Source organism: Oleiagrimonas sp. MCCC 1A03011, assembly GCF_003267965.1.
Classification (GTDB): domain Bacteria; phylum Pseudomonadota; class Gammaproteobacteria; order Xanthomonadales; family Rhodanobacteraceae; genus Oleiagrimonas; species Oleiagrimonas citrea.
The window spans coordinates 254,003-266,360 of record NZ_MSPY01000001.1; the positions used below are offsets into that span (position 1 = coordinate 254,003).

General features: G+C 64.9%; 12 protein-coding genes. 5 read left to right on the forward strand and 7 right to left on the reverse strand.

Going from position 1 to position 12,358, the window contains the following annotated elements; translation table 11 throughout:
• Nucleotides 1–162: 162 nt before the first annotated feature.
• The 4 genes from BTJ49_RS01220 to sufT form a co-directional block, all read right to left on the reverse strand.
• Complete coding sequence (locus BTJ49_RS01220) at nucleotides 163–2,526, reverse strand: protease pro-enzyme activation domain-containing protein (RefSeq protein WP_113063541.1); 2,364 nt, start codon at nucleotides 2,524–2,526, stop codon at nucleotides 163–165.
• Between the two features lie 512 nt (nucleotides 2,527–3,038).
• Entirely contained in the window at nucleotides 3,039–5,240 is a 2,202-nt protein-coding gene (locus tag BTJ49_RS01225; RefSeq protein WP_113063542.1) for a M4 family metallopeptidase, read from the reverse strand.
• 413 nt (nucleotides 5,241–5,653) lie between these two features.
• Entirely contained in the window at nucleotides 5,654–6,079 is a 426-nt protein-coding gene (locus BTJ49_RS01230; RefSeq protein WP_113063543.1) for a hypothetical protein, read from the reverse strand.
• A gap of 59 nt (nucleotides 6,080–6,138) precedes the next feature.
• The gene (sufT, locus tag BTJ49_RS01235; protein WP_113063544.1) at nucleotides 6,139–6,696 is read right to left on the reverse strand and encodes a putative Fe-S cluster assembly protein SufT; all 558 of its coding nucleotides are present in this window, start codon (nucleotides 6,694–6,696) and stop codon (nucleotides 6,139–6,141) included.
• 122 nt (nucleotides 6,697–6,818) lie between these two features.
• On the opposite strand from sufT, the gene BTJ49_RS01240 reads away from it, so the two are divergent.
• Entirely contained in the window at nucleotides 6,819–7,298 is a 480-nt protein-coding gene (locus BTJ49_RS01240; RefSeq protein ID WP_240151739.1) for a hypothetical protein, read from the forward strand.
• Between the two features lie 4 nt (nucleotides 7,299–7,302).
• Here the strand turns inward: BTJ49_RS01240 and BTJ49_RS01245 are convergent, their stop codons facing one another.
• A complete protein-coding gene (locus tag BTJ49_RS01245) occupies nucleotides 7,303–8,724 on the reverse strand; it encodes an NAD(P)(+) transhydrogenase (Re/Si-specific) subunit beta (protein WP_168184620.1) in 1,422 nt (473 codons plus the stop codon).
• Entirely contained in the window at nucleotides 8,721–9,032 is a 312-nt protein-coding gene (locus BTJ49_RS01250) for an NAD(P) transhydrogenase subunit alpha (protein ID WP_113063546.1), read from the reverse strand. Before BTJ49_RS01250 ends, BTJ49_RS01245 begins: the two co-directional genes overlap by 4 nt.
• Nucleotides 9,033–9,204: 172 nt before the next feature.
• On the opposite strand from BTJ49_RS01250, the gene BTJ49_RS01255 reads away from it, so the two are divergent.
• The 3 genes from BTJ49_RS01255 to BTJ49_RS01265 are packed head-to-tail and all read left to right on the forward strand — an operon-like array spanning nucleotide 9,205 to nucleotide 10,698.
• On the forward strand, nucleotides 9,205–9,780 hold the full coding sequence (locus tag BTJ49_RS01255; protein ID WP_255420345.1) for an RNA polymerase sigma factor: 576 nt from the start codon (nucleotides 9,205–9,207) through the stop codon (nucleotides 9,778–9,780).
• Nucleotides 9,777–10,172: a hypothetical protein gene (locus BTJ49_RS01260; protein ID WP_113063547.1), complete on the forward strand. Its 396-nt coding sequence runs from the start codon at nucleotides 9,777–9,779 to the stop codon at nucleotides 10,170–10,172. The genes BTJ49_RS01255 and BTJ49_RS01260 overlap by 4 nt, the downstream gene beginning before the upstream one ends.
• 4 nt (nucleotides 10,173–10,176) lie before the next feature.
• Nucleotides 10,177–10,698, forward strand: coding sequence for a DUF3106 domain-containing protein (locus tag BTJ49_RS01265; RefSeq protein WP_113063548.1), 522 nt, complete (start codon nucleotides 10,177–10,179; stop codon nucleotides 10,696–10,698).
• Nucleotides 10,699–10,725: 27 nt separating this feature from the next.
• On the opposite strand, the gene BTJ49_RS01270 is transcribed toward BTJ49_RS01265, so the two are convergent.
• Nucleotides 10,726–11,829: an NAD(P) transhydrogenase subunit alpha gene (locus BTJ49_RS01270; RefSeq protein WP_113063549.1), complete on the reverse strand. Its 1,104-nt coding sequence runs from the start codon at nucleotides 11,827–11,829 to the stop codon at nucleotides 10,726–10,728.
• Here BTJ49_RS01270 and cdd point away from each other — a divergent pair.
• The gene (cdd, locus tag BTJ49_RS01275; protein ID WP_113063989.1) at nucleotides 11,771–12,346 is read left to right on the forward strand and encodes a cytidine deaminase; all 576 of its coding nucleotides are present in this window, start codon (nucleotides 11,771–11,773) and stop codon (nucleotides 12,344–12,346) included. The two genes, BTJ49_RS01270 and cdd, sit on opposite strands and share 59 nt — an antisense overlap.
• Nucleotides 12,347–12,358: the final 12 nt, after the last annotated feature.

The window sequence follows — 12,358 nt, forward strand, 5'->3', positions numbered from 1 at the left end:
GCCCGGCTGCGTGGGCCGGGCAACAAGCGTCCTCCATGACGCATACATCCATGTAGCAGGTCTGGGGGTAGACCCGGCGTCCTTGCCGATGCACGCCGGACGGCGTGCAATTGCTCGATAACCCGGGCCGGCGTCATCGCGCGCCGACCCGGGGTTGTGCGCTTACTGCGTGGTCAGCGTGATGTCATCCAGCACGAACGAGGTCTGGTTGGAGTAGTCCTCGGTGCCGGTGAACTTCACGACCACCGTCTGTCCCGCGTAGGAAGACAAGCTGGCGGTGTGAGCGGTGTAGCCTGACGCCGCATTCAGGTTCGAATACGTCGCCAGCGTGCCCAGCAGGCTTCCCGACGTGTTGTAGACCTGCACCTTCAGCGTGTCGTAGGCGTACGAAGACGTGCCTTCGGCCGTGTCGATGTGCAGGTAGTACTTCAGTGTCGCCGAGCTGATGCCGGACGGAATCGAAACGGTCTGCGATACGGTGTCGGTGTGCGAGGAACCGTAGCCGTCCAGCCACGCGAACCACGAACCGGCATGCGCGGACTGGCCCGAGCAGGTGCTGTTGCTGCACAGCACGCCGGAGCTCAGCGACCACGGCGAGGCCGAGCCGCTCTCGAAGCCGGTGTTGCCCAGCAGCTGGTTGGAACCGCCACCGCCGCCCGACACGGTGACCGAAGCCGTCTTGGTATCCGTCGCACCACCGTTGTCCGTCACCGTCAGGGTCACCGTATAGGTGCCGCCCGCGGAGTAGGTGTGACTCGGATTGGTGGCGGTCGAGGTCGAGCCGTCGCCGAAGTTCCAGGAGCGCGAGGCGATCGAACCATCGCTATCGCTGGAAGAATCGGTGAAGTTGACGGTCAAGCCGTTCACGGAATCACTGAAGTTCGCGGTCGGTGGGTTGTTGCCACCGCTGCTGCCACCGATGTCATTGATGGCGTTGCTCAGGATCAGGCTGCCGCGGCCGCTGGCCAGGTCATAGCCAGTGCTGGCCGTGGAACCGCCGTTGTTGCCCGACGTGATGTCATGGAAATCGGAAGCCGGCAGGTTGTACAGCAGCGGACCGGCAAAGCCGACGCCGGTGCCCTTGGTCGCGATCACGCGGGCCCACAGGCCCGAGAAGATCGGTGCCGAGAGGCTGGTGCCGCCGACCTGGGTCGTGCTGCCGTTGACGATGATCTTGGCGCCCGAATTCGGATCGCCGTCGAAGGCCACGTCAGCCACGCCACGATAGGTGCCGCTGTACAGCGTCTGCCAGCTCGGCTTCGGCTCGAAGGTGCTCTCGCTGCCGCCGCTGCTGCTCCACACGGTCTCACTGTTCCAGGTAGTGGTGGACGCATTCAGCGTCGTGCCCGCCACCGCGATGACGTACTGCGAGGCAGCCGGCCAGCTTGGCGTAGTCCCACCGTTGCCGCACTCATCCGCACCGGAGTCGCCGGTCGAGATGGAGAAGGTCTGCCCCTGCGCCACGGCCTGCTGGAACGCTTGGTCCTGCGCCGCCGCCGAGCCGTCGCTCTTCGCCGAGGTCTCGCACTCGCCCAGCGACACATTGATGATCTTGGCCGCGTTGGCGCTGACCGCCGTGTTGATGTCTGCGGTCAGATTGGTGTTGGACAGGGTCGGGATGTTGTAGAAGATCAGCTTGCCGACCTGACCGCCGGCCGCACCGACGACGTCCTGGCTGTCCAGGTTCCATTCGTCTACACCGCTGGTGTCGCTGCTGGTGCCGTTGGTGTTGACCGTCTGCGTGGTCACCGTCGGCAGACCGTTGTTCGACGTGAAGGTGTTCAGGTCGGTCTTGGTCTGGGTCAGGCTGCCCTGGGTGATGATGCCGACCGTCACGCCCGCGCCAGTGGCGACGCCGGTACCGCCGTAGATGGCGGAGAAATCAGTCGGGTTGTGACCGGTCACGCTCTGCGTGCTGGCGCCGGCCATGACATGCGCGAAGGTGTGCGGACGATAGACGTCCTGCAGGCCGATCACGGACAGGACCGAATCACTCAGCGAAGCCGGGATGTGCACATCCGAGGAATTCGCGAACGCTAGACGACCGCTCTTGGTGCGCACGCGCTGCAGCGAGGTGTGAAACACAGACTGCACGACGCTGGCCGGCGCATCACCGGAGACCAGCATGTTATTGCCGGCAATGGTGACGTTCTGGAAGCCGTAGCGACGCAGGTAGTTCGCCACCTTGTTCGCCTGGGCCGCAGTCGGACCATAGCTCTGCATGAACTGCGCCTTGGACAGGTGCGTCTGCGCCAGCGGCGACAGATGCTCATGTGCGGCAGCGATGAAATTCTTCAGATCCTGGTGGTTGCGCAGCTTCAGCGCCACCGAAATGTGCATCTGCTGACCGGCATCCATCGCACCGATCGCGGCCTGATGGGCGTTCAGGTGCATGGCATGACCGATCACCGGCGACTGCGCGGTCGCCATGTCGGAAGCCTGGCCGCTGGCGGCCATGGCCGTACCGGCTGCGGCCAGTCCGACTGCGGCCGCAAGGATCTTCAATCGTGGAAAACTGCTTCGCATTGCTACTCCTCCGTATATAGAGCACGAGCGAACCTGCAGCGGCCCGTGCGTGCCACTCTGTAATGAGCCCAATCGCTCTCGAGTTATCTACCCATCCAAATTCCCGCGACCCGGTTCATTGCCACTCCCCCAGCCTCCATGACTGAAGCAATGTACGGGCACTGATGTCATTCATTTATGCATCGCGGAACTTATTGCCAGCATCCCTTGGCTTATTTAAAAACACTTATCCCCAGCATGGGGATTTAATAAAGATAAAAATATGCGTTAATTCGCAATTTTTTACCCCGCGAGAAACCGTGTATTAATTGTCCCCGCACTTGCCTTTATTGTTGTATCACGCAGCAAATATGTCGAATACACGAATTCGGCAAACCGCTACCGAAATAGAAAGACCCGACCGCTAAACGCGGCCGGGCCTTCATGCAAAGCCCCATTTAAAGGCTTCGCCGGCAGGCCTCAACCCACCCTTTCCTCGGACGAAACCCGCACCTCCCTGTGCGGGCGGAGCCTCAGAATTGCAGGCTCCAGTCGTCGATGTAACCGGTGTCGCCGGCATAGACATCGTCGACCTTCAGACGCCACTGACCGTTCGGGTCCACGCTGGATGCGTTCACCGTGTAGGTCTGGTCGACGTTGTCCGTGCCGTCCGAACCGCTCGGGCTCTTCAGCACGACGCTGGAACCATTCGGCTCGTACAGCGTGATGCGCAGGTCGCCACGGTAGGTGTGAACGATCTTCACATGCACCTGCAGGTCGCTCGGACCCGGGTTGGCTTCACCGCTGACGCTGATGTAGCTGCTCGCGGTGCTCTGGTCCGGGATGTTGACGTTGGTCGAGTTCTCGTAGAACCCGCCGCCGCCACCACCACCGCCGCTCGGCTCGGTCCAGGTCGCCTTCAGGGAGACGCCCGAGTAGCTGCTGTAGCCGTACAGCTTGACGTAGTAGGTGCTGGTCGACGGCGACGAGAAGCTGCAGCTCTCGCTGTTGCCGTTCTTGTACGGGCGGCAGTCATAGCTGCTCAGGGTCGGCTCCGAACCCAGCTTCACGTACAGGTCGGCGTCACCGCTGCCACCGGAGGTGGAGATCACCAGGTTGCTGGAACCCGAGGGCACCTGCACGGTGTAGGTGCTGCTGAAGGCGCCCGAGCTGCCGGACAGCGAGACCGCGGTGCCGTTTTGCAGCGAACCGCCAGTACCGCCGCCGCCACCACCGCCGCCGCCACTCGGGCAGCTCACGCCGACGGCGTTGAAGGCGCTGACCACGTCACTGGTGGTGTAGCCCAGATCGTCCGAGGCACTCTCGACGCCGCAGGCGCCGCTGTTGAACGTCGCGGTCGAGCTCCAGTACAGCGCATTGGCGCGCTCGAACACCTCGAAGGCCTTCTTGGTATTCCAGCCGGAGGTCTTGGCCAGGGTGCAGAACGCCTTGTTGTAGACGCCGCTCGAGTAATGCACGTTCAGACCGCTGTAGTAGTCCGCCGCGTTGTCGATCGACGAACCGTCCTGGGTCGGATTGCACATGTAGCGCAACGCGGTGCCGCTCTTGATGATCTCGGCGCCCACCAGCCAGTCGTTGCTGCCGCGGTCGTAGTACTCGGCCGCTTCGCCGGCCATGTCCGAGAACGCCTCGTTCATGCCGCCGGACTGGCCGGAATACTGCAGGTTCGAGTGCTGCTCGGTGAAACCGTGGCTGATTTCGTGACTAGTGACATCCAGCGAGGTCAGTGGGTAGAACGTGCTGGCGCCGTCGCCGAAGTTCATCGCCGAGCCGTCCCAGTACGCGTTCTCGTAGTTGCTGCCCAGATGCACCTTCATGACCAGCGTGAAGTTCAGCGGCGGTGCGCCGAACCAGTTGTTGTACATGTCATGCACGACCTGGCCGAAGTGATGCGCGTCGTTCTCCGGCGAGTAGGCGCCGTTCACGCCATCGCCCGTGTGCGTGTAGCACGGGAAACTGACCAGCGTGCCCGAGCCGGACATCGCGTTGTTCATGTCGTAGGTCTTCACATCCGAGTTCGACAGCGAGCAGGTGCTGCCGGACGCGGTGACGACCAGCGCCGGATAGTCGGTGCCGTACTGATACTGACCGGTCTTCTGATTGCCGCCCGGGCCGTAGCCGTCGGCGGTGGTCAAACCGTCCCACTGCTCGATGATCTCGCCGGTGTTGGCATCGATGATCGCGGTCGGACGCGCCGGCTGGTTACCCGCCGCGAAGTACGAGGTCAGATAGACCAGACGCGCCTGCCCCTGCGACTCGGGATACACGTACAGGTCGGCCTTGGCGTTGTGGATCGACTGCCCCGGCGCCATGAACGGATTGTGACGCCCGCGCAGGACTTCCACCGCACGATCGCCGGTGAGCTTGGCGCGCATGTCCGAGGCGCTCAGGTTGAAGGACTGGGCGACGGGACCATTGGCCACCAGGGCCTGTCCCTGCGCGTTCTGCTCCACGGCGATGCTGCGGCCGTAGACGGGAACGCCGTTGTACATCTGCTGCATGCGAACCGTGTCGGTGCCGTGACGCGTCGGACGGCTGAAGCGCGCCTTGAAAGACATGCCGTTGCCGAGACCGAGCGTGTGCGCGAGCTGGCTGGCCGGCGTGACGCCGAGCGTTCGTGCATGCAGATGCTCCGTGGTCGCGGCATTGGCCGTCGAGAACGCGGCCAGCCCCATGGCTGCGACCAGGATGTTCAAACGAAAAGTACCAGGCATTGGGTACAACCTCCTCCTAGGTGCCCGATGGCGCAACGCGTCCTCGTGACGGCATGGCCATCAAACGTGAGTGAACCGCGATTGCCGCGGTCGATTACCTTGCTGCCCCGAAGTCGTTCGAAATGCATAACGCGCTCTCCCCCTGCATCCCCGAGAGAGCGTTACTGAACGTTGGTTACATCGGTGACGGCATCCCCCAAGACGCCGTTTCGGAGCACCGCATTTACGTCTCCCCACGAAATGCGGCAAGGACAACCTAGAGCAGCCGGGAAAATGTCGTCAAGCCGGCTTTAGGAGTTTTTCCGATTTCATATTCATGAGTGATTAATTATTCATGAATCACACGCCGATGACTTCACATTATCGTAGCCATCGCGAAATGTTTTCCGATTATGTGTATCTAAAATGCCGATTCAATGATTGCCCGAACCCATCACATGAACCCGGCGCGGACGAAGCGCATAACCGATCGCGGCCAGCAGCAGGAAAAGCGGCGCCCCCCAGTACATGGGCGCGAGCAAGGCGTGCACCACGCCATGCGATGCGTCCCCGAGTTCGTACAGCGCCAATTCGGGATGTTCGCGAATCGGAACGAACGCGTCACCCCATACGGATTCGGCCAGGCGCATCGCCGGATCGCGCATGAAGGGCGTCCACTGCAATGCATGAGCACCAGCGACCAGATAGGTGTGTCGAAGCGGAGCCTGCAGACGCGCCTGGGACGCAACCGCTGCGCCGACAACAGGCTGCGCGCGCAGACCGGCGTGCGCGTAGACCTCGACCAACAACATCGCAACGCCGAGCATCGCAGCCCAGGCGTACCAACGGATCTTCTTCATGGAGGCCTCCAGTCAGATACCGGCAGTGTCGAGCCGCCGAACCGGGACCGCGCATCGAATCAGAGCATGCCGGTCTCGAGCTTGGCGGCGTCTGACATCATGGACTGATTCCACGGCGGATCAAACACCATGTCGACATCGGCCTCGGACACGGTGGGAATCAGTTCCAGCTTGGTGCGCACGTCATCGACCAGGATGTCGCCCATGCCGCAGCCGGGCGCGGTCAGGGTCATCTTCACATAGACCTTGCGCGAACCATCCTCGTCCGGGTCCAGGCTGACGTCGTAGACCAGCCCCAGTTCTACGATGTTGACCGGAATTTCCGGATCGAAGCAGGTGCGCAGCTGCGACCAGACCAGCTTCTCCACATCCTCATCGCTGGCGTCCTCGGCCAGCTCGATCGGCGCCGGAGGCTCCTTGCCCAGCGCCTCCGCGTCCTGGCCGGCGATGCGGAACAGATTGCCTTCCACATACACCGTGAAGCTGCCGCCCAGAGCCTGGGTGATGTAGCCGATCTGCCCCGCGGGAAGCGTGACCGTCTCGCCGACGGGCACCATCACCGCCTCGCAATCGCGCTGCAGGGTGAAAGGTTCGCTGCTGAGACTGAAACCGGACATGAGAATCGATGCGTGGAATGGATCGGTCATTATGACATGCGTCCGGCTCGCGCCCATGCCAAGGCGAGGATGCGCGTTTCCACACAGGCGCTATCATGCGCCCCTTGCCGAGGAGGATGCCCATGGGCCGAGCCACACCCGACCCGATGTCGAACCATTCCCGCGCCGTCTCGATGACGACGCTGCTGTTCTCGACGTTCAGCGCCGCCATGATCGCGCTGGCCGCAGGCGCACTGTGGCTGCTGCTCAACCTGTTTATGCCGAGCTGGCATACCGCCGTCTGGCTGGCGCTGCCAATGGGCCTGTTGATCGGCCACGTCATGCGGCACTGGGTCATCGACGAGCCGCTGCCCGCTGCCGTGCTTGCCGCCCTGGCGACGTTGCTGGCCTGTGCCTACATGCGCTTCCTGTTCGCTGCCGCCGATCTGGCCGGCACCTTCGGCATGAGCTTCATGCAGGCCCTGCGCCGCGCCGGCAGCGGCATGCTGGCGCACCTCGCATGGGCTTCGCTGAGCGCAGGCGCGATTGCGATCTACATCTTCGCCGCCCTGCTCGCCGCCGTGCTGGCATGGCGAGGGCGTCGACGACGCGGCGCGGACTAGCGCCCTAGGCGTCCAACCCCTTCAATTCGCTGACCAGCTGGGCGGCCATCGCCTGACCGTCGCCAAACAGCATGCGCGTGTTTTCGGCATAGAACAGCGCGTTCTCGATGCCGGCAAAGCCCTTGCCGCGACCACGCTTGATGACGATGGTCTGCTTTGCGGCCACCACGTCCAGCACCGGCATGCCGTAGATCGGCGAGGACGGGTCCGTCTTGGCCACCGGATTGACCACGTCGTTGGCGCCGATCACCAGCACCACGTCGGTGTTGGGGAATTCCGGATTGACGTCCTCCATGTCCACGATCAGGTCGTAGGGCACGCCGGCCTCGGCCAGCAGGACGTTCATGTGACCCGGCATGCGACCGGCGACGGGATGGATGGCGAAGCGCACCTTCACGCCGCGCTCGATCAGCTGATGCGCGAACTCCCAGACCTTGTGCTGCGCCTGCGCCACGGCCATGCCGTAGCCCGGCACGATCACCACACGCTCGGCGTAGGCCATCATCACCGCGGCGTCGGAGGCCTCGATCTCCTTCTGCGCGCCATCGATGGCCTGCGCCTCACCGGTCGCCGCACCGAAGCTGCCGAACAGCACATTGCCCAGTGAGCGATTCATGGCCTTGGCCATCAGTTGCGTCAGCAACGTGCCCGCGGCGCCAACGACTGTGCCGGCGATGATCATGGCTTCGTTCTGCAGCACGAAGCCCTCGAAGGCCACGGCCAGACCGGTCAGGGCGTTGTACAGCGAGATCACCACCGGCATGTCGGCGCCGCCGATCGGCAGTGTCATCAGCAGACCGAACACCAGCGCCGCGAGCAGGAACCCGCCGATCACGGCCATCGCCGGCGGCGCGAAGACCAGCACGCCGCCGAGCACGACCGCCAGCAGCAGGATCAGCACATTGAAGACCTGCTGGCCCGGAAACACGAAGCGACGGTCCATCCAACCCTGCAGCTTGGCGAAGGCGATCAGCGAACCGGAAAACGACACCGCGCCGATCAACACGCCCAGCACCGCCAGCACCAATGCCGCCGGCGCCATGGGCGGTGCGCTGTCGAGCATCGACTCGCGCGCGGCGACCACCAGCTCGAACACACCGATAGCCGCGGCCGCACCGCCACCCATGCCGTTGTACAGCGCGACCATCTGCGGCATGTCGGTCATCGCCACGCGCTTGCCGGACCACCAGGCCAGCCCGCCGGCCACGACAATGCCCAGCACGACCAGGCTTCGATGATGCATGTCCGGCAGCAACATGGTCGCCAGCACCGCCACCAGCATGCCCACGCCGGCCCAGACCACACCGCCGCGCGCGGTGCGCGGCGAACTCATGCGCTTGAGTCCCAGGATGAACAACAGCGCCGCCAGCAGATAGCAGGCGCGAATCACGCCCGGAAGCCAGCGCAGCAGGAGATCGGCGCTCATGAGCGTTTCTCCTCGTTCGCACCGCCCGGCCGACTGGTCTTGAACATCTCCAGCATGCGCTCGGTGACCACATAGCCGCCGACCGCGTTGCCGGCGGCGAGCAGAACCGCAATAAAGCCGATGGCGATATCCAGCAGCCCGTCGGCGTGTCCCAGCGCGACCATCGCGCCGACCAGCACAATGCCGTGAACGAAGTTGGAACCGGACATCAGCGGCGTGTGCAAAATCACCGGCACGCGCGCGATGATCTCGTAGCCAGTGAACGCCGCCAGCATGAAGATGTACAGTGCTACAAACCCGTCGATCATCGGTGCCCCCGGAGCGTGGATGCGGATCGGACTGCCGGACCATCATACGGAAACCCGCCCATCGGGCCAGCCCAAGCGGCGTTTCGCCGGTCAACCCCGATCGCGCCTCATGCGTTAACGGATACAAGCAGTGAACACGGATCCAAAACATGATGCCGAGGAGCTCGTGGACGTGAACGCATCGGCCTCGCTCGCCGCGGACGACCGCGCACCGTCGACACCGGTGTCGATGGATGCCTTCCTGGCGCAGATCGAGCGCCGGGCCTGGCGCATGGCGAAACTCGCGCTGGGCGACCCGGAAGAGGCTCACGACGCGGTGCAGGACGCCATGCTGCGCCTGGTGCGCAGCTACCGGAACAAGCCAGCGGACGAGTGGACACCGCTGTTCTGGGGCATCCTGCGGCGGCGCATCACCGATCTGCAGCGCCGTCGCAAGGTGCGCTCGATCATGGTGAACTGGCTCAGCGGCCGCCGCGACGACCACGGCGAAGACATGCCCGCCTGGGAGCCGCCTGACCACGGCCCGGGACCGCAGCGCCAGGTCGCCGACCGACAGGCCTGGGACGCGGTCAGCGAAGCCGTGAAGCAACTGCCGCAACGCCAGCGCGAAGCCTTCATGCTGCGTACGCTGGAACAATTGAGCGTGGCCGAGACCGCCGCGGCCATGGGTTGCTCGGAGGGCAGCGTGAAGACCCATCTTTCCCGCGCCCTGCACAGCCTGAGAGATCAACTGGAGGACTGGCAATGAGTCCGCAAACCGAACGTGAATTCCAGGATCGGCTGCGTGCGCTGTACCGGCGCACCGGCGACGAGGTCGACACGGCCACCGCCGCCCGTCTCCGCGACGCGCGCCGCAAGGCCCTGGAGGCAGCGGAACGCCCGTACCTGAGCCGCTGGCTGGTGCCGGCTGGTGCTGTCGCCGCCTGCCTGCTCGCGGTCGTGATGATCTGGCCTTCCGCCCCCCATCCATCGCGGCACGCCGTCACGCCCACCGCGGTGACGGCCAGCGACAACGACCCCAGCGACGCCCTGCCGCCGGACCCCGACAGCACCGATCCGGCGCTGTACGAGGACATGGATTTCTACGCCTGGCTGGCCCAGCAACCGGCCACGGCCTCGCACACCCCTCGCGGAGGCTGACCCCATGCTGCGCACGACCTGGATACTCGCGGCCCTGCTGCTGATCGGCTCATCCCCGGTCCTGGCCGCACGTGGGCCGCTCCCGCCACCACCGCCGCCAAACCATGCGGATGCGCCGTCCCCTGCGCGCCCCGTGCCGTGGAGTCGCCTCGACCCCGACACCCGCCGAATGCTCGCGCCGATGCGTCCGCGCTGGGACCGCATGTCGCCGCGCCACCAGCAGCACTTGCTGCGCCGGGCCGAGCGCTGGAAGCATCTGTCGCCGGAGCGCCGCGAACGCATCCGTGAACGCATCGCACGCTGGGAGCGCATGACGCCCGAACAGCGCCGGGAGGCCCGCGCCAATCACCGTCGCTATGAACACATGTCCCCGCAGGAGCGTCGTGCACTGCATCATGCCTACGAGCGTTTCCAGTCGATGTCGCCGCAACAGCGCGACAAGCTACGGCGCGAGTGGCGGCGCATGACGCCCGAGCAGCGCAAGCGCTGGATGCACGACCACCCGCCTTCTTCTGGCGGTCGCTGAGCAATCGCAGCGCGCTGCTGTCTCGTTTCAGCCGGCGGTGAAGCGAACCTCGCCGTCGTGCACCACGCAGCTGCGCGCCAGCAACTCGTCGTCGAAATCGAGAAGCACGCCGTCCTCGCCGAGCAGCAGCGCCGAGAAATGCTGCACATTGCGCGCGAACATCTGCGAAGCGTGAAAGGCCGCGCCGGACGCCAGGTTCAGCGGACCGATGACAGTGCGCCCCCGATGATCGATCTGTTCGCCGGGACGGGTCAGCTCGCAGTTGCCGCCACCCTCGGCGGCCAGATCCACGACCAGCGCGCCCGGCTTCATGCCCTCGACCATCGCCTGCGTCAGAATGCGCGGCGCCGGACGCCCCGGCACCGCAGCCGTGGTGACGACCACATCGATGCCGGCCAGATGATCGGCCAGCGCCTGCTGCTGCGCCGCCCGCTCTTCGGCGGAAAGCTCACGGGCGTAGCCGCCCTTGCCGGCCGCGTCGACACCCAGTTCGAGAAACTTCGCGCCGAGCGACTGCACCTGCTCGCGGGTCTCGCTGCGCACGTCGTAGCCCTCCACCTGCGCACCCAGCCGGCGCGCCGTGGCAATGGCTTGCAATCCGGCCACGCCGGCGCCGATCACCAGCACCCGGGACGGGCGGATGGTGCCCGCTGCCGTGGTCAGCATGGGAAAGAATTTCGGGCAATGCTCGGCCGCGATCAGCATGGCCCGGTAACCGGCCACCGCCGCCTGCGAACTGAGGATATCCATGGCCTGCGCGCGCGTAGTGCGCGGTAGCAGCTCCAGCGCGAACGCGGTGACGCCCTGTCCGGCCAGTCGCTGCAGGGATTCGGCATGGCGATGGGGCTGCAACGCGCCGATCAGCACGCTCCCCCGCCGCAAGCCGGCCAGACGCGAAGCCTCCGGCATCTGCAGGCACCACAGCAGGTCGGCGCGCGCCAGAACCGCCTCGGCATCGTCGAATGTCGCGCCCTCGTAGGCATCATCCGGAAATCCCGCGGACACGCCGGCGTCGCGCTCGAGCAGGACCTCAACGCCACTCGCGCGCAGCTTCTTCACCACTTCAGGAACGATGGCCACGCGACGCTCGCTGGCAGCGGTCTCGCGCAGGGCCGCAACTGTGACAGTCATCCTCGCCTCCCGTACGGTCTTGCCGCATCGTACACGATGCCGCGATGCCAACACGCAACGGCAAGACATTGCCGATACACTGGCGGGACAAGACCACTTCGGGGGCGGGAAGCCGATGAATCCAGATCAACTCATGCAGCAGGCGCGGCAGTCACGGGATCGGGCCTACGCGCCCTACTCGAACTTTCACGTCGGCGCCGCCGTACTGACGCATGACGGCCAGGTGTTCGGCGGCTGCAATATCGAGAACGCTTCCTACGGCTTGTGCAACTGCGCCGAACGCACGGCGCTGTTCAGCGCCATCGCGGCAGGCTGCAAACCCGGGGATTTCGCGCACATCGCCGTCATCAGCGACACCGAAGCGCCCGTGACCCCGTGCGGCGCCTGCCGCCAGGTCATGGCCGAACTGGCCGCCGCCGATACGCCGGTCACCCTCGCCAACACAAAGGGACAGCAGCGCCGGACCACGGTCGCCGCCCTGCTGCCCGACGCCTTCCGTTTCGACGGAGGCGCCTGAATCACTTTCCAG

Coding starts and splice junctions, on each gene's coding strand:
- BTJ49_RS01260 (WP_113063547.1), top strand. CDS start 9,777: ATGAGTCCGCAAACCGAACGTGAATTCCAGGATCGGCTGCGTGCGCTG.
- BTJ49_RS01270 (WP_113063549.1), bottom strand. CDS start 11,829: ATGACTGTCACAGTTGCGGCCCTGCGCGAGACCGCTGCCAGCGAGCGT.
- BTJ49_RS01240 (WP_240151739.1), top strand. CDS start 6,819: ATGGGCCGAGCCACACCCGACCCGATGTCGAACCATTCCCGCGCCGTC.
- BTJ49_RS01225 (WP_113063542.1), bottom strand. CDS start 5,240: ATGCCTGGTACTTTTCGTTTGAACATCCTGGTCGCAGCCATGGGGCTG.
- BTJ49_RS01245 (WP_168184620.1), bottom strand. CDS start 8,724: ATGAGCGCCGATCTCCTGCTGCGCTGGCTTCCGGGCGTGATTCGCGCC.
- BTJ49_RS01265 (WP_113063548.1), top strand. CDS start 10,177: ATGCTGCGCACGACCTGGATACTCGCGGCCCTGCTGCTGATCGGCTCA.
- BTJ49_RS01220 (WP_113063541.1), bottom strand. CDS start 2,526: ATGCGAAGCAGTTTTCCACGATTGAAGATCCTTGCGGCCGCAGTCGGA.
- sufT (WP_113063544.1), bottom strand. CDS start 6,696: ATGTCCGGTTTCAGTCTCAGCAGCGAACCTTTCACCCTGCAGCGCGAT.
- BTJ49_RS01230 (WP_113063543.1), bottom strand. CDS start 6,079: ATGAAGAAGATCCGTTGGTACGCCTGGGCTGCGATGCTCGGCGTTGCG.
- cdd (WP_113063989.1), top strand. CDS start 11,771: ATGGCCACGCGACGCTCGCTGGCAGCGGTCTCGCGCAGGGCCGCAACT.
- BTJ49_RS01250 (WP_113063546.1), bottom strand. CDS start 9,032: ATGATCGACGGGTTTGTAGCACTGTACATCTTCATGCTGGCGGCGTTC.